This is a genomic window from Actinoplanes sp. 13, assembly GCF_056134165.1.
This window is the reverse complement of the sequence record NZ_JBVYOQ010000054.1, coordinates 1-20680: the sequence shown is the minus strand read 5'-3', so window position 1 is coordinate 20680 and position 20680 is coordinate 1. Positions and strand designations below refer to the sequence as shown.

18 protein-coding genes are annotated in these 20680 nt (G+C 73.9%); 15 read left to right on the top strand and 3 right to left on the bottom strand.

Annotated elements, in window-relative coordinates:
• Nucleotides 1–138: 138 nt before the first annotated feature.
• A complete protein-coding gene (locus tag AC0NH5_RS42410; protein WP_474414055.1) occupies nucleotides 139–2076 on the bottom strand; it encodes a hypothetical protein in 1938 nt (645 codons plus the stop codon).
• On the opposite strand from AC0NH5_RS42410, the gene AC0NH5_RS42405 reads away from it, so the two are divergent.
• Entirely contained in the window at nucleotides 2011–3024 is a 1014-nt protein-coding gene (locus AC0NH5_RS42405) for a Replicase polyprotein 1ab (RefSeq protein ID WP_474414053.1), read from the top strand. The genes AC0NH5_RS42410 and AC0NH5_RS42405 overlap by 66 nt on opposite strands.
• Entirely contained in the window at nucleotides 3021–4037 is a 1017-nt protein-coding gene (locus AC0NH5_RS42400) for an HAD-IIA family hydrolase (RefSeq protein WP_474414051.1), read from the top strand. The genes AC0NH5_RS42405 and AC0NH5_RS42400 overlap by 4 nt, the downstream gene beginning before the upstream one ends.
• Before the next feature lie 134 nt (nucleotides 4038–4171).
• Here AC0NH5_RS42400 and AC0NH5_RS42395 read toward each other — a convergent pair whose 3' ends face one another.
• Complete coding sequence (locus AC0NH5_RS42395) at nucleotides 4172–4471, bottom strand: hypothetical protein (protein ID WP_474414049.1); 300 nt, start codon at nucleotides 4469–4471, stop codon at nucleotides 4172–4174.
• Nucleotides 4472–4634: 163 nt separating this feature from the next.
• The gene (locus tag AC0NH5_RS42390) at nucleotides 4635–4970 is read right to left on the bottom strand and encodes an SCP2 sterol-binding domain-containing protein (protein WP_474414047.1); all 336 of its coding nucleotides are present in this window, start codon (nucleotides 4968–4970) and stop codon (nucleotides 4635–4637) included.
• A 95-nt stretch (nucleotides 4971–5065) separates the two neighbouring features.
• On the opposite strand from AC0NH5_RS42390, the gene AC0NH5_RS42385 reads away from it, so the two are divergent.
• The 13 genes from AC0NH5_RS42385 to AC0NH5_RS42325 all read left to right on the top strand — a co-directional run bounded on the left by AC0NH5_RS42385 (nucleotide 5066) and on the right by AC0NH5_RS42325 (nucleotide 20550).
• The gene (locus AC0NH5_RS42385) at nucleotides 5066–6073 is read left to right on the top strand and encodes a phasin family protein (RefSeq protein ID WP_474414045.1); all 1008 of its coding nucleotides are present in this window, start codon (nucleotides 5066–5068) and stop codon (nucleotides 6071–6073) included.
• 249 nt (nucleotides 6074–6322) lie between these two features.
• Entirely contained in the window at nucleotides 6323–6523 is a 201-nt protein-coding gene (locus AC0NH5_RS42380) for a hypothetical protein (protein WP_474414043.1), read from the top strand.
• Nucleotides 6524–6554: 31 nt separating this feature from the next.
• Nucleotides 6555–7391, top strand: coding sequence for a TlyA family RNA methyltransferase (locus AC0NH5_RS42375; protein ID WP_474414041.1), 837 nt, complete (start codon nucleotides 6555–6557; stop codon nucleotides 7389–7391).
• Nucleotides 7388–8275 carry an NAD kinase gene (locus tag AC0NH5_RS42370; RefSeq protein ID WP_474414039.1) on the top strand — a complete coding sequence of 296 codons (888 nt, stop codon included), beginning with the start codon at nucleotides 7388–7390 and terminating at the stop codon, nucleotides 8273–8275. Before AC0NH5_RS42375 ends, AC0NH5_RS42370 begins: the two co-directional genes overlap by 4 nt.
• A 100-nt stretch (nucleotides 8276–8375) precedes the next feature.
• Nucleotides 8376–10133, top strand: coding sequence for a DNA repair protein RecN (gene recN / locus AC0NH5_RS42365; protein ID WP_474414037.1), 1758 nt, complete (start codon nucleotides 8376–8378; stop codon nucleotides 10131–10133).
• Nucleotides 10134–10197: 64 nt separating this feature from the next.
• Nucleotides 10198–11391 carry a putative cytokinetic ring protein SteA gene (gene steA / locus AC0NH5_RS42360; protein WP_474414057.1) on the top strand — a complete coding sequence of 398 codons (1194 nt, stop codon included), beginning with the start codon at nucleotides 10198–10200 and terminating at the stop codon, nucleotides 11389–11391.
• Between the two features lie 7 nt (nucleotides 11392–11398).
• Entirely contained in the window at nucleotides 11399–12328 is a 930-nt protein-coding gene (locus AC0NH5_RS42355) for a copper transporter (RefSeq protein ID WP_474414035.1), read from the top strand.
• Nucleotides 12329–12350: 22 nt separating this feature from the next.
• Nucleotides 12351–13184, top strand: a complete 834-nt coding sequence (locus tag AC0NH5_RS42350) for a hypothetical protein (RefSeq protein WP_474414033.1) — start codon at nucleotides 12351–12353, stop codon at nucleotides 13182–13184.
• Nucleotides 13181–14797 (top strand): murein biosynthesis integral membrane protein MurJ, encoded by a 1617-nt coding sequence (gene murJ / locus AC0NH5_RS42345; protein WP_474414031.1) that lies wholly within the window; start codon nucleotides 13181–13183, stop codon nucleotides 14795–14797. Before AC0NH5_RS42350 ends, murJ begins: the two co-directional genes overlap by 4 nt.
• Nucleotides 14798–14836: 39 nt before the next feature.
• Entirely contained in the window at nucleotides 14837–15946 is a 1110-nt protein-coding gene (locus tag AC0NH5_RS42340) for a glycosyltransferase family 4 protein (protein ID WP_474414030.1), read from the top strand.
• Nucleotides 15943–18174 (top strand): hypothetical protein, encoded by a 2232-nt coding sequence (locus AC0NH5_RS42335; protein ID WP_474414028.1) that lies wholly within the window; start codon nucleotides 15943–15945, stop codon nucleotides 18172–18174. Before AC0NH5_RS42340 ends, AC0NH5_RS42335 begins: the two co-directional genes overlap by 4 nt.
• Nucleotides 18175–18296: 122 nt before the next feature.
• Nucleotides 18297–19976 (top strand): CTP synthase, encoded by a 1680-nt coding sequence (locus AC0NH5_RS42330; protein ID WP_474414026.1) that lies wholly within the window; start codon nucleotides 18297–18299, stop codon nucleotides 19974–19976.
• Nucleotide 19977: 1 nt separating this feature from the next.
• The gene (locus tag AC0NH5_RS42325) at nucleotides 19978–20550 is read left to right on the top strand and encodes an NUDIX domain-containing protein (RefSeq protein ID WP_474414024.1); all 573 of its coding nucleotides are present in this window, start codon (nucleotides 19978–19980) and stop codon (nucleotides 20548–20550) included.
• The last annotated feature ends 130 nt before the right edge of the window (nucleotides 20551–20680 follow it).

Here is a 20680-nt window from a genome sequence, read left to right as displayed (position 1 = left end):
GGTAGCTAAGCCTGCCAGCGCCGATGGTACTGCACTCGGGAGGGTGTGGGAGAGTAGGACGCCGCCGGACTCAACGTAACGATCGAGGGCCGCCCCAGGCTTGGGGTCGGCCCTCGATTGCGTTTCTGGGCAAGTCCCCTAGTAACTTTGTGTGTCGAGAACAGCGTGTGTCGAGGCAAGGCCACTCGGGCCGAGGGCCCGCCGCCGTACTGGAAGGAATGATCCGTGAGTACAGGACCGCAGGACGGCGGCTCCAGCAAGCGCGACGACGACCGCCGGCCGGCCCGTGACCGGGACGGCGAGAGCGAGGCGCGGCGCAGCGACCGCGGCGGCTACCAGGGCGGCGGCTCCCGGGGTGGAGACCGCGGCGGGTTCCGTGGCGGCGACCGTGACCGTGGCGGCTACCAGGGTGGCGGCGACCGCGGTGGGTTCCGTGGCGGCGACCGTGACCGTGGTGGTTACCAGGGTGGCGGCGACCGTGGTGGTTCGCGCGGCGGTTATCAGGGTGGCGGCGACCGCGGTGGTTCGCGTGGCGGCTACCAGGGTGGTGGCGACCGCGGTGGTTCGCGTGGCGGCTACCAGGGTGGTGGCGATCGCGGCGGCTACCAGGGTGGTGGCGACCGCGGCGGATTCCGTGGCGGTGACCGTCCGCAGGGCGGTGGCTACCAGGGTGGCGGTGACCGCGGTGGGTTCCGTGGCGGCGACCGTGACCGTGGTGGTTACCAGGGTGGCGGCGACCGTGGCGGTTCGCGCGGTGGTTACCAGGGTGGCGGTGACCGGGGCGGCTTCCGCGGTGGTGACCGTCCGCAGGGCGGCGGATTCCGTGGCGGTGACCGTCCGCAGGGCGGTGGGTTCCGCGGGGGAGACCGTCCGCAGGGCGGTGGCTACCAGGGTGGCGGTGACCGCGGCGGGTTCCGTGGCGGCGACCGCGATCGCGGTGGTTACCAGGGTGGCGGCGACCGTGGCGGTTCGCGCGGTGGCTACCAGGGTGGCGGTGACCGGGGCGGCTTCCGCGGTGGTGACCGTCCGCAGGGCGGTGGTTACCAGGGTGGCGGTGACCGCGGTGGGTTCCGTGGCGGCGACCGCGACCGCGGCGGCTACCAGGGTGGCGGTGACCGCGGCGGCTTCCGCGGTGGCGACCGTCCGCAGAGCGGCGGGTTCCGTGGCGGAGACCGGCCGCAGAGCGGTGGCTACCAGGGTGGCGGTGACCGCGGCGGGTTCCGTGGCGGCGACCGCGACCGCGGCGGCTACCAGGGCGGCGGAGACCGTGACCGTGGGGGTTACCAGGGCGGCGGCGACCGCGGTGGGTTCCGTGGCGGCGACCGCGACCGCGGCGGCTACCAGGGTGGCGGCGACCGCGGCGGTTCGCGCGGCGGCTACCAGGGTGGCGGCGACCGCGGTGGTTACCAGGGTGGTGGCGACCGCGGCGGCTTCCGCGGTGGCGACCGTCCGCAGGGCGGCGGGTTCCGTGGCGGAGACCGGCCCCAGAGCGGTGGCTTCCGTGGCGGAGACCGGCCGCATAGCGGTCCGCGGGAGAGCTTCCAGGGTGGCGGCGACCGTCCGCAGGGTGGCGGCTTCCGGGGCGGCGACCGCGACCGTGGCGGCTACCAGGGCGGCGACCGGCCGCGCACCGACCGGCCGTTCAACGACCGGCCGCGCAGCGACCGTCCGCAGGGTGACCGCGGCGGCTACCAGGGCGGTGGTGACCGCGGCGGGTTCCGTGGCGGCGACCGTGACCGCGGTGGCTACCAGGGTGGCGGCGACCGGGGCGGTTACCAGGGCGACCGGGGTGGCTTCCGGGACGACCGCGGTGACCGCGGTGGGTTCCGCAACGACCGGGACCGGGGCGGCGACCGCGGCGGCTTCCAGGACGGCGCGGGCCGGGACGACCAGGACACGACGCAGCCCGTTTTCCAGGCGCCGGCGATTCCCGACGACATCGTCGCGACCGACCTCGACCAGGAGGTGCGCGGCGAGCTGGTAGCGCTGGCCCGCGAGGTCGCCGACACGGTGGCTCGTCACCTGGTGGCGGCCGGCCAGATCATCGACGACGACGCCGAGCTCGCGCTCCAGCACGCCATCGCCGCGCGGCGGCTGGCGTCGCGGATCGCGGTGGTCCGTGAGGCCGTCGGCCTGGCGGCGTACGCGGCCGGGGACTGGACGACCGCGATCGCGGAGCTGCGCACGTACCACCGGATGACCGGCAAGCAGACGCACCTGGCCGAGCTGGCCGACTGCGAGCGCGCGCTGGGCCGCCCGGAGCGGGCGATCGACCTGTTCCGTGGCGCCGACGTGGCGAGCATGGACAAGGGCGGCGCCATCGAGCTGCTGATCGTGGCCGCGGGTGCCCGCAACGACCTCGGCCAGCACGACGCCGCCGTGGCGATGCTGCAGGTTCGCGAGCTCACCGCGGAGGAGCAGGCCGACTGGACGACGCGACTGCGGTACGCGTACGCCGACAGCCTGCTCGCCGCAGGCCGCCGGGACGAGGCGCGGGAGTGGTTCGCCCGGGCCGCCGCGGCCGACGAGGACCAGCTCACCGACGCGGCCGAGCGGCTGCTCGAGCTGGACGGCGTCTCCATCGAGGGTGACGACGTCGACGAGGACGACGAGCCGGAGGCCGCGCTCGGCGAGAACACCGCCGAGGCGGAGCCGGGCACCACGCCCGAGGGCGCTGTCGCCGGTAGCGCGGACCGCGACCTCGACGAGGACCTGGACGACCTCGACGAGGACGAGACCGGGCCGGTCCGTGCGTCGGACGAGGTCGACGTGGAGGCCGTCGACGCGGACGTGGACGAGGAGGCGGCGCTCGGCGACGTCGGCCCGGACGCGGACGAGGACGACGACTTCGACGAGGACTACGACGAGGCCGACGTGGACACCGAGACTCAGCGGGCCCGGCTCGCCGAGACCGACGTGAACACCGACTCCGAGGACGACCCGATCGCCGACGGCGCGGACGACGAGAAGGGCGACCGCGACGAGTTCGTCGGCCGGGCCGACGAGGGGAAGCAGCAGGCGTGAGCGATCGCCTGGTGAGCGGGTACGACCTGGTCGTCTTCGACCTGGACGGCGTCGTGTTCCTGATCGACCGGCCGATCCCCGGCGCGGCCGAGGCGATCGAGCGGCTGCGTGCCGACGGGACCGCGATCGCGTACGCGACGAACAACGCGTCCCGGCGGGCCGCGGACGTCGCGACGTTGCTCACCGGGATGGGTGTCAGCGCGGAGCCGGCCGAGGTGCTCACCTCAGCCGGCGCCGCCGCGGCCCTGCTCGCCGAACGGCTGCCCGCCGGTGCGCCGGTGCTGGTGGTCGGGGCGGACGCGCTGCGCGACGAGGTCCGCGACGCGGGCCTCACCCCGGTCGACTCGGCCGAGGACGCGCCGGTCGCGGTGGTTCAGGGGTACGGGCCGGACGTCGGCTGGAGGATCCTGGCCGAGGCGGCGCTCGCCGTCCGGGCCGGCGCCACCTGGTTCGCGACCAACACCGACCGCACGCTGCCCAGCCCGCGTGGCCCGCTGCCGGGCAACGGCTCGCTGGTGGCGGTACTGCGGGCCGCGCTGGACCGGGAGCCGGACGTGGTGGTCGGCAAGCCGCAGCCGGGCATCTTCACGACGGCGGCCAAACTGTCGAAGGCGGAGCGGCCGCTCGGCGTGGGCGACCGGCTGGACACCGACATCGAGGGCGCGGTCAGCGCCGGGATGGACAGTCTGCTCGTCCTCACCGGCGTGCACGGCCCGGCCGACCTGTTGGCCGCACCACCGGAGCGCCGGCCCACCTATGTCGCGGCCGACCTCTCCGGGTTGTTCCGTCCCGCCGAGGACGCCCGGGTCCCGGCCCCCGGCGACGAGGCCGGTGGCTGGCGAATCACCCGCACCGGTGACCGGGCCGCTCTGGAGGGTGCCGGCGACCCGGTCGACGCGCTCCGGTTGCTCTGCGGGGCCACCTGGGACGGCGTGCCGCTCTCAGCGATCGACGCCGACGGCGAACCCGCTGCCACCCTGCTCCACTCCTGGACCCCTAACCCCACCGTGTGAAGTTGGGGCCCGTTTCGCACCCGAACTTCACACGCTCGGTTGTGGTGTGTGTGAAGTTGAGGCGCGTATCGCACCTCAACTTCACACGCTGGTTTGGATGGGTGGGCGCTCAGGTCGTACCGCCGGATTGGTGTTTATCGGCGGGGGTGGATTCGGGTTATGTCGGCCATCAGGTGGCCGGCGCTCTGTGCGGCGTCGTCGGTGTGCGGCGCCGGGCCGGTTGTCCCGGTGGGGCGCGGCAGCGGCATGTAGTGCCGGCGGCGCCGCGGCAGAGGCGCGTCGGGGTCGATGTGGAGCAGGCCGTCGACGCAGGCCACAACGGGCCCGGACATCCAGTCGAAGAGCGGCACAGCCACCTGCTCAGCGCGTTCGTGCAAGTTGGCCGCGGTCACCGTGTCGTCGATGCGCGGGGTGCCGGGGCGGGGACGTTCCATGATCCCTCCCAGTTCGCGGCCGGCCTGGAGGCCCGCCTCGAGGCCATCGTCGCACCGGGTCGCGGGCACCGAGGGATTGCGGCCGCACCTTCGCAGCGGCTGGGAAAAGGCGCGGCCTGAACTATCCGCCGCTCGTCGGCGTATCTGTTGGGCAGCCGGTCTTTCAGAGGAGCTTGCGGAGCTTGAGCAGGTCGAACGGGTTCGCCTTGATGGCGATCTGCCGGGACGCGATGGCCCGTGTCACGTCGAGCCGGCCGTTGATCAGAGCGATCAGGTCGTCGCTCGAGGCGATCAGCGCGATCTTGGCGCGGGGGTCGTCGCCGTCGGCGATGTCGGTCAGCCGGCCGCCGGTGATCCGCCCGTGGAACGCGGTGTCCAGGTCGGTGACCCGGCAGGCAAGTGTCCGATCCAGGTCGATCCTGCCCTGCGCTTCCGCGTTGGCGGCGAGCTTGGCGGCCAGATCGTGCAACGCCTGGCGGCACTCGTCCACGGTGGCCATCAGCACCCTCCCTCACGACACCAGCACGGTACCTCAGGAGTTTGACCGGAGTGCCCGGTAGCGTGGCACCCGACGCGGCGAGAGGAGGCGAGATCATGACGGATGCATGGCGAGCGTATCTGGATTTGGCGCTCGGACTGACGGAAGCACCCCGCAAGAAGGCGCAACAGGTGGCCGGCGAGCTGCTCAACAAGGGCGGCGCGACCGCGGCGCAGTTGCAGGGCCTGGTGGAGGACCTGGTCTCGGCCGGAGTGGCGAACCGAGAGGCGTTGACGAACATCGTCCGCTACGAGGTGGACCGGGCGCTCGGCCGGGTGGGTCTGGCCACCGCGGACGAGGTGTCGGACCTGACATCGCGCGTCCACGATCTGGAACGGCAGCTGCGCGAGGCGCAGGCGCGCGCGACGGCGGCGGAGGGTGTGACGGCGGCCGAGGGCCTGACCGGCACGCGGGTGGAGAGGCCCGCACCGACGCCGCGTCCATTGGCCAAGAAGGCGGTCGCCAAGAAGGCGGTCAAGGCCAAGCCGAACGCGATGCCGGCGGCGGGAACCGCACCGGGTGGCCCGGCCGGCAACGCTGCGGCGGGTCCGGCGGCGGAAGCCGCGGGCGCGCCGGCGCCGGCGCCGGGTCCGGACGCGGCGAAGGCTACGCCGGCCGCACCGGTCAAGAAGGCGGCCAAGCGGGCGCCGGCGAAGACCGCGACCGGCGGTGCGACGCCGGCCAAGAAGGCAGCGAAGCGCGCCCCGGTGAAGGCGGTCGAGGTGTCGGCGGACGCGGCGACGGCCATCAAGGCGGTGGCGAAGCGGCAGCCGGCGAAGAAGACGGTGGCCAAGCGCGCTCCCAGCACGGCGATCACTGAGGACCCGGCTCCGCCGGACGTCGCGGTGGAGACGCCCGCGGCGCAGGGGGGCAGTGCCGCGACGACGCCGGACTCGCAGGAAGGCAGCGCCACGGCGACGCCTGGGCCGCTGGGCGACGCCACGACGGCGCCCGCACCGCGCCAGGGTGCCGCGCGCAAGGCGGTGCCGCGGAAGGCCGTGCAGCCGCCCGCCCAGCCGGCTCCGGTGGAGGACGCCGGCCGGACCGAGAGCCCGGAGGCGTAACTCGTGACGTTCCCCAACTCCGCGCAGCCCGGCCCGCGTCCGGGCCCGCCGCCGGGTGGCTTCCGGCCGGGCCCGCCGCCCGGCGGACAGCGCCCGCCCGGGTTCGGGCCGGGAGGCGGGCCGAGGCCCGTCCCAGGAGCCGGGTCGGGGCCTGTGCCGAATGCCGGCCCGGGCGGAGGGTCGAATGCCGGCCCGGGCGGAGGGTCGAGTGCCGGCCCGGGCGGAGGGTCGAGTGCCGGGCCGGGCGGAGTGCCGGGAGGCTCGGCGGGGCACGGGCCGCAGCCCGCACCGGGGGAGACCTGGAACGGGGAGGACACCGGACACCCCGCCGTCGACGCGGTGCTACGGTCGCTGGCCAACGCCGCGCGGCTGGCCCCGGCCGAGCAGCTCGCCGAGTACGAGGCCGCGCATCAAGTGCTCCAGGAGACCCTGGCGAGCATCGACCGCTGACAGCCCGTACCCGCAAAGGAATTTGATCTTCATGGCCCGCCGTGCGCGTCTGGACGCCGAGCTCGTCCGCCGCAAGCTCGCTCGTTCCCGGGAACAGGCCGCCGCGCTCGTCGCGGCCGGTCGCGTGCAGGTGCGCGGCACCGTCGCCCAGAAGGTGGCGGCCATGGTGGACCCGGCCGACCCGATCCTGGTGACCGGGGAGGATCCGCAGACGGAGTACGTGTCCCGCGGCGGGCACAAGCTGGCCGGTGCGCTGGCGAGTTTCGGGCGGCTCGCCGTCGAGGGCCGCCGGTGCCTGGACGCCGGCGCGTCGACCGGCGGTTTCACCGATGTGCTGCTGCGCGCCGGTGCCCGGCAGGTGGTCGCGGTCGACGTCGGCTATGGGCAGTTGGCCTGGCCGATCCGGACCGACGATCGGGTCGTGGTGCAGGAGCGGACCAACGTGCGCACCCTGACGCCGGACGCGATCGGCGGCCCGGTCGACCTGACCGTGGCCGACCTGTCGTTCATCTCGTTGCGGCTGGTGCTGCCCGCGCTGGCCGCGTGCACCGCGCCGGACGGCGATCTCGCGCTGATGGTGAAGCCGCAGTTCGAGGTCGGCAAGGAGCGGGTCGGTGCGGGCGGCGTGGTCCGGGACTGGCGGCTGCGAGCCGAGGCCGTGCTGGACGTGGCGGCGGCCGCCGCCGAGCTGGGGCTGGGCGTGGTGGACGTGACCGCCAGCCCGCTGCCCGGCCCGAGCGGCAACGTGGAGTTCTTCGTGTGGTTCCGGCGGGACGCCCCGCCGGCCGATCAGGTGCGCATCGAGACCGTGGTCGCGGCGGGACCGTCCGGCGCCGGCCGGCAGGCGGCCATCTTGGAGGAGACATGACCCGCTCGGCCCTGCTGGTGACGCACACCGGCCGACGGCAGAGCACCCAGCACGCCCGTGCGGTGGCGCAGGATCTGATCGCGGCCGGGTTCGAGGTGCGGGTGGTCGCCGAGGAGGTGGCCGACCTGGACCTGCCCGAGGAGGTGCTGCCGGTCGAGCACGCGGTGGCGGCCGACGGGGTGGAGATCGTGCTGGCGCTCGGCGGCGACGGGACGTTCCTGCGGGCCGCCGAGCTGGCGCGGCCGGTGAAGGCGCCGCTGCTCGGGATCAACCTGGGCAAGGTGGGCTTCCTGGCGGAGGCCGAGATCGATCACATCGACGAGGCGGTGGCCGAGGTGGTCGCCGGTGAGTACTCGGTGGACGAGCGGCTCACGCTCGACGTGCGCGCGGAGTACGACGGCCGGCTGATCGCCGAGTCCTGGGCGCTCAACGAGGTCACCGTGGAGAAGGGGCAGCGGGCGCAGATGCTCGAGCTGCTCGTCGACGTAGACGGGCGGCCGCTGTCCCGTTACGGCTGCGACGGTGTGGTTTGCGCCACACCGACGGGCTCCACGGCGTACGCGTTCTCGGCCGGCGGACCGGTGGTCTGGCCCGAGGTGGAGGCACTGCTGCTGGTGCCGATCAGCGCGCACGCCCTGTTCAGCAAGCCGCTGGTGACCGCGCCGACGTCGACGTTCGTGCTGACCGTCGACCCCTACACGTCGTTCGCGGTGCTGTGCTGCGACGGGCGGCGGACCTGGGATCTGCCGCCCGGCTCGCGGGTGACGGTGGAGCGGGGGCAGCTGCCGGTCCGTCTGGTCCGGCTGGCGCCGCGGCCGTTCACCGACACGCTGGTGGCCAAGTTCGAGCTTCCGGTGGTCGGCTGGCGGGGCAACCGGCGCTGACCCGCCGACACCGGCCGGTGATCTTCGCGGCGGGTGCCGGCCGGCGAACCCGGATCGCCCACGGTGGGCATTTGTCGGTGGCTCCCGATACTGTCTGCCTGTGCTGGAGGAACTTCGCATCACCGGGCTGGGCGTCATCGACGACACCACGCTGCGTCTCACGTCCGGGATGAATGTGATCACCGGTGAGACCGGCGCCGGAAAGACGATGGTGGTGACCGGTCTCGGGCTGCTGTTCGGCGGCCGGGCCGACGCCGGCCGGGTGCGGGCCGACCCGGGCCGGGCGGTGGTCGAGGGCCGGCTGCGGCTGGCCGGCAGCCTGGGCGACGCGATCCGCACCCGGATCACCGACGCCGGCGGCGAGACCGACGACGACGGCTCGGTGCTGCTCAGCCGCACGGTGACGGCCGAGGGCCGGTCCCGCGCGCACGTCGGTGGCCGCAGCATGCCGGTGTCCACGCTCAGCGAGCTCGGCGAGCAGGTGCTCGCGGTGCACGGCCAGTCCGACCAGCTGCGCCTGCTGCGCCCGTCGGAGCAGCGCTCGGCGCTCGACCGGTTCGCCGGGCCGGAGCACGAGAAGCTGCTGGACGGCTATCGGGAGGCGTTCACCCGGTGGCGTGCCGTGGTGGAGGACCTGGCCGACCGGCGGCGCAACGCCCGCCAGCGCTCGCAGGAGGCCGACCTGCTCAAGCTCGGCCTGGACGAGATCACCCGGGTCGACCCGCAGCCCGGCGAGGACGAGGATCTGCGCAACGAGGTGCAGCGGCTGGAGCACGCCGAGGGCCTGCGGATCGCCGCGGCACTGGCCGCGCAGGCGCTGGCCGGCGGGGTCGAGGCGGCCGATGACACTCCGGACGCGACCCAGTTGCTCGGCACCGCGCGGCGCACCCTGGAGGGCCAGGCCGCGGTGGATCCGTCGCTCGGCGACCTGGCCGCCCGGCTGGAGGAGGCGGCCACCCTGGTCGGTGACGTCTCGTCGGAGCTGTCGGCCTATCTGGGCACGCTCGACGCGGACCCGGCCCGGCTGGAGGCGATCTACGAGCGGCGGGCCGCGCTGCGCGCGCTGACCCGGAAATACGCGGACGACATCGACGGTGTGATCGTCTGGGCGGAGAACGCCCGCACCAAGCTCGCCGAGCTGGACAGCTCCGACGAGCTGCTGGAGGAGCTGGACAAGGAGAGGCAGCGGCTGGGCGCGTCGGTCGGCGAGCTGGCCGGGCGGCTGACCGCGGCGCGCCGGGAGGCGGCCGGCCGGTTCTCCGAGGCGGTCAGTGTCGAGCTGGCCGGGCTGGCCATGCCGCACGCCCGGGTCGAGGTCGGGGTGCTGACCCGACCGCCCGCGCGGGACGAGCCGGCGGTGACGGTCGACGGCGCCGAGCTGTGGGCCGGGCCGGACGGGGCGGACGAGGTCGAGCTGCGGCTGCTGGCCCATCCGGGCGCGCCCGCGCTGCCTCTGCAGAAGGGCGCCTCCGGCGGTGAGCTGTCCCGGGTGATGCTCGCGATCGAGGTGGTGTTCGCCGGTGCGGGCGGCCCGCCGACGCTGGTCTTCGACGAGGTCGACTCCGGGGTGGGCGGGACGGCCGCGGTGGAGATCGGGCGGCGGCTGGCGCGGCTGGCGCGGACGCATCAGGTGCTTGTCGTGACGCATCTGCCACAGGTCGCCGCATTCGCCGATCGCCATCTCGTGGTCGCCAAGGACACCGGCGGCGCGATCACTACGAGTGGCGTCCGGATCGTGGAGGAGACCGAGCGGGCCCGGGAGCTTTCCAGGATGTTGGCTGGTCTGCCGGATTCCGACCTCGGGATAGCGCATGCTGAGGAGTTGCTCTCCGTAGCGTCTCGGGAGAAGCGTGCCTGATAAGTCCGTCTTGTCAGTGAGCTGGCGCATGTCGCGGAGGGATGGCGTGCGGCGGCGTGTCAGGATGGCCGGGATGCGACTTCCGATTCCCACTCTTCGCCGCACGCGTGGCGCCGAGCCGGGCCCGGTCTCCGGACCGGCCCGGCTGGATCGGCGGACCAAGCGGCTGACCGGGCGGCTGCGGCCCGGTGAGATCGCCGTGATCGACCACGTCGACCTGGACCGGGTCGCCGCCGACTCGCTGGTCGCGGCCGGTGTCACCGCCGTGCTGAACGTGAAGCCGTCGATCTCCGGCCGCTACCCGAACCTGGGTCCCGAGGTGCTGATCCAGAACGGTGTGATCCTGGTCGACGGCTGCGGCGACGAGCTGTTCCAGGGCATCCGCGAGGGCCAGGTCGTCGGCATCGACGGCGGCACCGTGCTGGTCGACGGCGAGCCGGTGGCGACCGGGGTCCGGCAGGACGCGGAGAGCGTGGCGAAAGCGATGGCCGACGCCCGTGAGGGCCTGTCGGTGCAGCTGGAGGCGTTCGCCGCGAACACGATGGACTATCTGAAGCAGGAGCGCGACCTGCTGCTGGACGGTGTCGGCGTGCCCGACGTGCAGACCAGCATCGCCGGGCGGCACGTGCTGATCGTGGTGCGCGGTTACGACTACAAGGAGGACCTGGACGTCCTCCGCCCCTACATCCGGGAATACAAGCCGGTGCTGATCGGGGTCGACGGCGGCGCCGACGCCCTGGTGGAGAACGGCTACACCCCCGACATGATCATCGGCGACATGGACTCGGCCACCGACGACGTGCTGCGCTGCGGCGCCGAGGTGATCGTGCACGCCTATCCGGACGGGCGTGCCCCCGGTCTGGAACGGGTGCGCGGGCTGGGCGTCGACGCGATCACCTTCCCGGCCGCCGCCACCAGCGAGGACCTGGCGATGCTGCTGGCCGACGAGAAGGGCGCGTCGCTGATCGTCGCCGTCGGCACGCATTACAACCTGGTGGAGTTCCTCGACAAGGGCCGCGGCGGCATGGCCTCCACCTTCCTCACCCGGCTGAAGGTCGGTGGCAAGCTGGTCGACGCGAAAGGCGTGAGCCGGCTCTACCGGCAGAACATCTCCGGCTCGGCGCTGCTGCTGCTGGTGCTGTCGGCACTGGCGGCGATGGCCTCCGCGGTGGCGGTCTCAACCGTGGGCAAGGCGTACCTCACCGTGGTGTCGGAGTGGTGGGACAATCTCGTCTTCCAGCTCAGCAATCTCTTCTGAGGTCGTCGTGATCAACTTCCGGTACCACGTGGTGTCGCTCACCGCGGTCTTCCTGGCGCTCGCGATCGGCCTGGTGGTCGGCACCGCCGCGCTCAACGGCCCGGTCTCGGAGAACCTCCGGGAGAACCTGAACTCGCTCAAGAAGGACAACGACCTCAAGCGCGACCAGGTCAACCAGCTGCTCGACGAGACGAACCGCGCGCAGGACTTCGCCGCCGAGATGGCGCCGTACGCGCTGGCCGGCAAGCTCGCCGGGCGCAAGCTCGCGGTGGTGATCCTGCCCGGCGCCGGTGACGCCGCCGAGGGTGTGCTCCAGATGCTGAACGTGGCCGGCGCGACCGTGACCGCCCGCCTCACCGTCGAGGAGAAGTTCCTCGACCCGGTCTCCGCCACCGAGCTGCTCGACCTGGCCGACAAGTCGTCGCAGCCCAGCATCCCGGTGACCGGCCTGCCGCTGAACAGCGTCGGTGTCGAGACGGCCAGCGCCCTGCTGGCGCTCACCGTGCTGGCCGGGCCGACCACACCCACCCAGCCGGACGTCACAGCGGTGTTGACCGCGTTCGCCCAGGCGGGTTACCTCGCGGTCGAGGACGACGCGACCGGCGGCGCGGAGGGCATCGTGCTGGTGGCCGGCGCCCCCGCGACCGACAAGGAGGCGGCGCGCAAGAGCCAGGCGGCCGTCACCATGGCCACCCAGCTCGGCCGGAACCGGCCGCTCGTGGTGGCCGGCGCCGGCGCCGGCGAGGGCAACCTGGTCGCCGGGGTGCGCAACGACCCGGCCCTGGTCAAGGAGATCTCCACGGTGGACAACGTGAGCACCGTGCAGGGGCAGGTGGCCACCGGCATGGCCACCGTCGAGCGGCTGGTCGGCAACCGCGTCGGGCATTACGGCCTGGGCGCCGGCGCCACCTCGATCGTCCCGCCACCCGCGCAGTAGCCCCCGTCTAGACTTCTCGGCCATGGCTTTCCTCCGCTCGTTCGGCATCGGCGCGTCGGTGGCGCGGACCACGCTGGCCTGGGTCCGCCTGGATCCCGGAGCGGCGAGTCTGCGCCGGTCCAACTTCCACGGTCGTGAGGTCACCCTCGCCGGGGGACCGGCACTGGCCGCCGGCGCCACCGTGGGCGCGGCCTTCGGGGCGCCGGACCGCCGGTTGGCGGCCGCGGCCGTCACGGCCGGCGCGGTGAGCGGCGCGGTCGGCTTCTACGACGACATCGTCGGCAACCGCCCGGAGGAGAAGGCGTTCAAGGGTTTCGCCGGCCACCTGGGCGCGCTGCGCGAGGGCCGGGTCACCAGCGGCCTCGTGAAGATCGCCGGGGTTGGTGCCGCGGGCCTGGTGGCGTCGGCGCTGGTCGGCAGCCGTCGCGGCAGCCGGCTCGGCCGCGGGGTGGACGTGCTCCTCGGCGCCGGGGTGATCGCCGGGACGGCGAACCTGCTCAACCTGCTCGACCTGCGGCCCGGCCGGGCGATCAAGGCGGCCGCGATCCTCGGGGCGCCGCTGGCGGTGGGACGCAATGCCGCGATGACGGCCGGGACGCTCGGCGCGGGCGCCGCGCTGCTGCCGGCCGACCTGAACGAGGAGATCATGCTTGGCGACGCCGGGGCGAACGCGCTGGGCGCGCTGCTCGGGACGGCGCTGACCGCACGGACCGGGCCGGCCGGCCGGCTGGCCGCGCTGGCCGTGCTCGGTTCGCTCACCGCGGCCAGTGAGAAGATCAGCTTCACCCGGGTCATCGCGGACACGCCGTGGTTGCGCCGTCTCGACGAACTCGGCCGCCGGCCGCCCCAGGCGTGAGGCGATCTCCCGAGGCCGGTTCCGGCTCGTCCGCGGGCACACCCCTTTCTGGTACGGGCGGCGCGGTCGCGAAGATCGCCGGGGCGGCCGCGCTGATCACCGTCCTCACCGTCCTCGCTCGCCTGACCGGTTTCGGCCGCACGCTGACGTTCTTCTACACCGTCGGCTCGGGCGGCGACGCGGGCCTGGCCGACGTCTACTTCGCCGCCAACATGGTGCCGAACATCGTCTTCGAGCTGGTGGCCGGCGGCGCCCTGGCCAGTCTGGTCGTCCCGCTGATCGCCGCCGCCGCGGCGGCCGGGGACCGGCGCCGGGTGGGTGAGGTGAGCTCCGCGCTGCTCACCTGGGTGCTGACGCTCACCGTCCCGCTCGCCGTGCTGGTGGCCCTGCTCGCCGGTCCGATCACCGGGCTGCTGGACGGCGTGCCGCCCGCGCATCAGGAGGTGGCTGCCCGGATGCTGCGGGTGTTCGCGCCGCAGCTCCCGCTCTACGGCGTCGGCATCGTGCTGACCGGGGTGCTTCAGGCTCACCACCGGTTCGCCTGGCCGGTGATCGCGCCGCTGCTGTCCAGCGTCACCGTGATGGCCGCCTACCTGACCTACGCCGGCATCGACGGCGCCCGGACCGGGTTCGCCGGCCTCAGCCGGGCCGGCGAGCTGACCCTGTCCGTGGGCACCACCCTCGGCGTGGTGGTGCTCAGCCTCTGCCTGGTGATCCCGATGATCCGCCTGCGGTTGCGGCTGCGGCCCACCTACCGCTTCCCGGGCGGGGAAGGCCGGCAAGCGGTCCGGCTGGGCTGGGCGGGCGCGGTGACAGTCGGCGCGCAGCAGATCGTGGCCGCCCTGATCGTGGTGCTGGGCGCCCGTCAGCTCGCCCAGTTCACCGGTGCGCAGACGATCTTCCTGCTGCCGTGGGCGGTGCTCGCGGTGCCGTTGGCGACGGCCGTCTATCCGCGGCTCGCGGACGCCTTCGCCCGCCGGGACGACGAAGGCTATGCCGCGGCGCTGTCCGGGACCGCCCGCTCGATCGTGCTGCTCGCCGGGCTGGGCGCCGCCGCGCTGGCCGGTCTGGCGGTGCCCGCCGCGGGGCTGCTGGACGCCCCGCGAGTGGCGCCCGGCATCGTCGGCTTCGCTCCCGGCCTGCTCGGCTATGCACTGTTCGCCCTGCTGTCGCGGGCCCTCTACGCGCGAGGGGCGACGGTCGCCGCGGCGGCGGCCGCAGCGATCGGCTGGCTGACCGCCGGGGTAGCCGTGATAGCGGTCACCACCACTGTCTCGAAGCAGTCGCAGTTGTTCGGGCTGGGCGCGGCGAACGCGCTCGGCATGTCGGTGACCGGAGTCCTGCTGGTGCTCGCCGTGCGCCGGCACGCGGGCGCTGCCGCGCTGGCCGGGCTGGGCCGGGCGAGCCTCGCCGCGGTGGTGGCGGCGGTGGTCGCGGGACTCGCCGGCTGGGGTGTCGTGCGAGTGTTCGGGCCCACCCCGGGAGTGCTCACCGCCCTGGCGGCAGGCATGCTGGGCGGTGTCGTGGTGACGGTGGTGTTCGTCGCGGTGGCGTTCCTGCTGGACCGGCGGGATCTGGCGCCGCTGACGCGGAGGTTGCGCCGTGCCGGGTGAAGCCGAAGCCGCGCTCGGAACAGAGGGGGATCACGGTTCGTGAGCAGTGACGACGGTTGGAGCGGCTCGGTCGTGCTGGTGCTGGGCTCCGCCACCGGCGGCACCGGCGGGCACGTCGCCTCGCTCGCCCGCGGCCTGCTGACGGCCGGGTGCCGGGTGCTGGTGTGCGGCCCGGCGGCCACCGACGCCCACTACGGTTTCAGCGCCTCCGGGGTGGACTTCACGCCGGTGGAGATCCCGGCCGACCCGGGACCGCAGGACTCCGGCGCGATCCGGGCGCTGCGCCGGGCGGTCGCCGGGCGGGACGCCGACGTGCTGCACGCGCACGGTCTGCGGGCCGCCTTCGTGGCGGCGATCGCGCGTACCGGCGTACCTCTGGTGGTCACCTGGCACAACGCCATCCTGGCCAAAGGTCTCAAAGCGCAGGCCGGCGCGCTGCTGGAACGGATGGTGGCGCGCAGCGCCGCGCTGACCCTGGGCGCCTCCGAGGATCTGGTCGAGCGCGCCGTGTCGCTCGGCGCGCGCAACGCCCGGCTCGGGCCGGTGGCGGCGCCCGCGATGGCACCGCCGCGCCGCACCCGGTCCGCGGTGCGCGCCGAGTTCCAGCTGCGGGGCGACACCCCGCTGATCCTCTCGGTCGGCCGGCTGCACCCGCAGAAGCACTACGACCTGCTGGTCGACGCCGCCGCCCGGTGGCGCGAGCTGAGCCCCACGCCGGTGGTGGCGGTGGCCGGTTCGGGCCCCAGTTACATGCCGCTCGCCCAGCAGGCCTCCCGGCTGCACGCCCCGTTCCACCTGCTCGGGCACCGCACCGACGTGCCGGACCTGCTGCTCGGCGCCGACGTCGCCGTGATCACCAGTGATTGGGAGGCGCGGCAGCTGTTCGCCCAGGAGGCGCTGCACACCGGTGTCCCGCTGATCACCACGGCCGTCGGTGGGCTGCCCGGCCTGGTCGGGGACGCGGCCATGCTGATCCCGCCGGGCGACGTGGACGCCCTCGACGCGGCGGTCCGGCGGATGCTCGCCGACCCCGGCCTGCGCGCCGACTACGCGGCCCGGGGTCCCCGGCAGGCCGCCACATGGCCCACCGAACCGGACGTGGTCGCCGACGTGCGCTCCGCGTACGCCGAGGTGGCGGTCCGCCGGTGAAGCAGCCCCTCTGGCTCGGCCGGCTGCGGCGGGTGCCGCGTCCCGGCACGCCGCGCGGCTCCCGGGCCCGGTCCTGGATCCCGTTCGCGGTGGCGGCCCTGGTCGCCGTGGCCACCCTGGCCGGCCTGACCGTCCGCCCGGACGAGGAGGTCCGGCGCGGCTCCGCCGACTATGTGGTGGTGGCCGCCGCGGCGGGCCTGCGCTGGGAGGACCTCGACCCGCAGCGCACCCCGGCACTCTGGCAGGAGGCGACCCGCGGTTCGATCGGCTGGCTGTCGGTACGCTCCGCGCGTTCCGTCACCTGTCCCTCCGACGGCTGGCTCACCCTGGGCGCGGGCAACTACGCCGCCTGGCGGGCCGGCGAGTCGGCCGGCCGCTGCCCACCGGCCGCCCCGCAGCTCACCCAGCCGGACGAGTTCGGCGCCAAGGTGGTCGAGCAGCCTGTGGTGGTCCGCAACAACCAGGACCGGATGCCGTACGGCACCACGCCCGGCGCCCTCGCCGAGTCGGTGCGCTGCACCGTCGCCGTCGGCCCGGGCGCCGCCATCGCCGCGGCCCGCCCGTTCGGCCGGGTCGACAGTTACCTCCCGGAGCTGCCCGCCGATCCCGCCGACCTGCTCGACGACTGTGTGCTGAGCATCGTGGACCTCGGTCCGGTCACCGGCTCCGGCGCGCAGCGGCAGGCCGCGGTGGCCGCCGCGGACGCCACCCTGGCCCGGGTGCTGGCCGCCCGCCCGGCCCGGTCGTTGATGGTGATCGCCGGGGTCTCCGACACCGAACGTGCCTCCCGGCTGCACGTCGCGATCGCCGAGGGGCCCGGCTGGGAGGGTGGCTGGCTGACCTCCGCCAGCACCGGCCGCGACGGCTACCTCCAGCTCGTCGACCTCGCCCCGACCGTGCTGTCGGCGCTGGAACGCCCGGCGCCGGAGAAGCTGTTCGCCGGTTACGCGGCCACCACGACCGAGGGCCGCCCGGCCGATCCGGCCGAGGCGATGCAGGGCCCGCACGACGCGGACCGCCGCGCGATCGCCCAGCGCGGGGTCGCCGAGATCTTCTTCACCGTGCTCGCGATCGTGCAGTTCGTCCTCTTCGCGCTGCTGGTGCCGGTGCTGATCCGGGCCCGGCGGCATGCCGGTCCGGCGGGGCCGTCGTTGCCGCCGGCCCGGCTGGTCTCGGTGGCCGAGTCGGCGCTGATCGCCGCCGGCCTGGCCATCCCGGCGGCGCTGGTCGCCGACCTGGCGCCGTGGTGGACCAGCGAGCACCCGGCGTGGCTGTTCGGGTCGGCGACGGCGGCGCTGATGGCGGCCGGCACCCTGGTGGTCCGGCTGGCGCCGCGGTACCCGCGCACGCTGTGGCCGATGGCGTCGGTGGCCGCGGTCAGCGCCGTGGTGGTCGCTGCCGACCTGCTCACCGGTGCCCGGCTCCAGCTCAACGGGGTGGCCGGCTATTCGACGGTGCACGGGGTCCGCTACTCCGGGCTGGGCAGCGTCGGGCTGGGCGCCTTCGTCGGCGGCCTGCTGCTGCTGGCCGGATGCCTGGCGCAGTGGGTGACCCGGCGCTGGCGGCCGGTGGTGATGGTGCTGTTCGGCGGGATCGGCGTGGCGGTGGTCGGCAGCCCGTACCTCGGCGCCGACCCGGTGGGCGCGATCGCCGTGACGGCCGGGGTGTGCGTCGCCGCGGCGATGAGCACCGGCGGCTGGCTGAGCCTGGCCCGGTTCGCCTGGGCGGCGCTGGCCGGGCTGGTCGTCACGGCCGGGTTCGCGGCGCTGGACCTGAGCCGGGCGCCACTCGAACAGGGCACCCTCGGGCGGTTCCTGACCGCGCTCGGCAACGGCACCGCCGGCCCGGCGATGCAGCGGGCCGCCGCGGCGAACGGGCAGGCGCTGCTGGACAGCCCGCTGACCCTGCTCGCGGTCTGCGGGGCGCTGATGCTGGCGTTCTGCCAGTTCTCCTCGTGGGGCGGCCTGAACCGGCTGTTCGGGCTGAACCCGGGGGTCCGTGCGGCGCTGGTCGGCACGACGGTGGCCACGCTGATCGCCGGGGTGCTCGGCGGCACCGCCCTGGGCGCCGCCGGAGCGGCCGCGGCGGCGGTGGTGCCGGTCGTGGTGCTCACAGTGCTGCGGGTGCTGCTGCACGCGGCCGACCGGACCCCGCCCCCTGGCGAGACCGACGGGCCGGGCGGCCCGTCGCTGCGCAAACCCGACGAAGATCCTCTTATCGTGCGTTGACACGCATGCCGAGCAGCCCGAACGTGGCGCGACCGGCAAACAGTGTTACGGTGAACTCCCGTGGATGGGGCGCTGCCCCGGCCTCAAGATTCTTCTAAGATTGGCGACCACGGGAGCGGGCCTTGGCCTCATCAGTGCGCGACACGCGGCACATCTTCGTCACCGGGGGCGTCGCCTCCTCGCTGGGCAAGGGCCTCACCGCCTCCAGCCTCGGCAATCTGCTCACCGCCCGCGGTCTCCGCGTCGTGATGCAGAAGCTCGACCCCTACCTCAACGTCGACCCGGGGACGATGAACCCGTTCCAGCACGGTGAGGTCTTCGTGACCGAGGACGGCGCCGAGACCGACCTCGACGTCGGGCACTACGAACGGTTCCTCGACCGGGACCTGTCCGGCAAGGCCAACGTCACCACCGGCCAGGTCTACTCGGCGGTCATCGCCCGGGAGCGGCGCGGCGAATACCTGGGCGACACCGTGCAGGTCATCCCGCACATCACCAACGAGATCAAGAGCCGCATCTTCGCGATGGCCGACCCGGACGAGAACGGCAACGTCCCGGACGTGGTGATCACCGAGGTGGGCGGCACCGTCGGCGACATGGAGTCGCTGCCGTTCCTCGAGGCGATCCGCCAGGTCCGCCACGAGGTCGGCCGGGACCACGTCTTCTATTTGCACGTCTCGCTGGTGCCCTACCTCGCTCCGTCCGGGGAGCTGAAGACCAAGCCGACGCAGCACTCGGTGGCCGCGCTGCGCAACATCGGTATCCAGCCGGACGCGCTGATCTGCCGCAGCGACCGGGAGATCCCGGAGAAGATGAAGCACAAGCTGGCGCTCTACTGCGACGTGGACGCCGAAGCTGTCATCGCCTGCCCGGACGCGCCCAGCATCTACGACATCCCCAAGGTGCTGCACGACGAGGGGCTGGACGCGTACGTCGTACGCCGCCTGGGTCTTTCGTTCCGTGACGTCAACTGGAAGACCTGGAACGATCTGCTGGAGCGGGTGCACCACCCCAAGCGCACGATCACCATCGCGCTGGTCGGCAAGTACGTGGACCTGCCCGACGCGTACCTCTCGGTCACCGAGGCGATCCGGGCGGCCGGATTCGGCAACACCGTGAAGATCTCCATCCGGTGGGTGCCGAGCGACGACTGCGTGACCCCGGCCGGTGCGGCCGTCGCGCTGAAGGGCGTCGACGGCATCGTCATCCCCGGCGGTTTCGGGGTTCGCGGCATCGAGGGCAAGGTGAACACCTCGAGGTTCGCCCGTGAGAACGGCATCCCGATCCTGGGCCTGTGCCTCGGCCTGCAGTGCATGACGATCGACGCGGCCCGCAACCTGGCCGGCCTGACCGGCGCCAACTCGGTCGAGTTCGACGAGAAGGCGACCTACCCGGTGATCTCCACGATGGCCGACCAGGAGGACATCGTGGCCGGCAAGGGCGACCTGGGCGGCACCATGCGCCTGGGGGCGTACCCGGCGAAGCTCAAGGACGGCTCGATCGTCGCCGAGGTCTACGGCGACACCGAGATCTCCGAGCGGCACCGGCACCGCTACGAGGTGAACAACGACTTCCGGGACAAGCTCGCGCAGGCCGGCCTGGTCTTCTCCGGGACCTCGCCGGACGGCCGGCTGGTCGAGTTCATCGAGCTGGACCGCGACGTCCACCCGTACTTCGTGGCCACCCAGGCGCACCCGGAGCTGAAGAGCCGCCCGACCCGGCCGCACCCGCTCTTCGACGGGCTGGTCAAGGCGGCGGTGGCGTACGCCGCCGCCGACGAGCTGCCGGTCGAGGCCTCCTAGCATGGCGTTCACCCACGAGACGGTGTCCAGCCTTCCGCGGTACGAGGGCGCGATCTTCTCGGTCCGCACCGACGAGATCACCCTGTCCGACGGCGGCACCGCCCCGCGTGACGTGGTGACCAACCGCGGCGCGGTCGTCGTGGTCGCCCTCGACGAGCAGGACCGGGTGGTGCTGATCAAGCAGTACCGGCACCCGCTCGGCGCCCGCATCTGGGAGCTGCCGGCCGGTCTGCGCGACGTGGAGGGTGAGGACGAGGCGGTCACCGCGGCCCGCGAGCTGGCCGAGGAGGTCGACCTGACGGCCGGCCGGATGGACCGGCTGATCGGCCTGCACACGTCGCCCGGCTTCAGCAACGAGTGGGTGCAGGTGTTCCTGGCCCGCGACCTGGCGCCGGTCCCCGACGGCGACCGGCACCACCGGGAGGCCGAGGAGGCCGACCTGGAGGTCCACCGGGTCGCGCTGGACGAGGCGGTCGCCATGGTCTTCCGCGGCGAGATCACCAACGCGGCCGCGGTGGCCGGCCTGCTGGCCGCGGCCCGCGCCCGCGACTCCGGCTGGACGCTGCTGCCCTAGGGCCCTCGGCGTGGGGGGGGGGGGGGGGGGGGGGGGGGGGGGGGGGGGGGGGGGGGGGGGGGGGGTGGGTCGGGGGGGGGGGGGGGGGGGGTCTCGCTCGCGCAGTGTCGCCTTGTACGCCGAGAGGCTC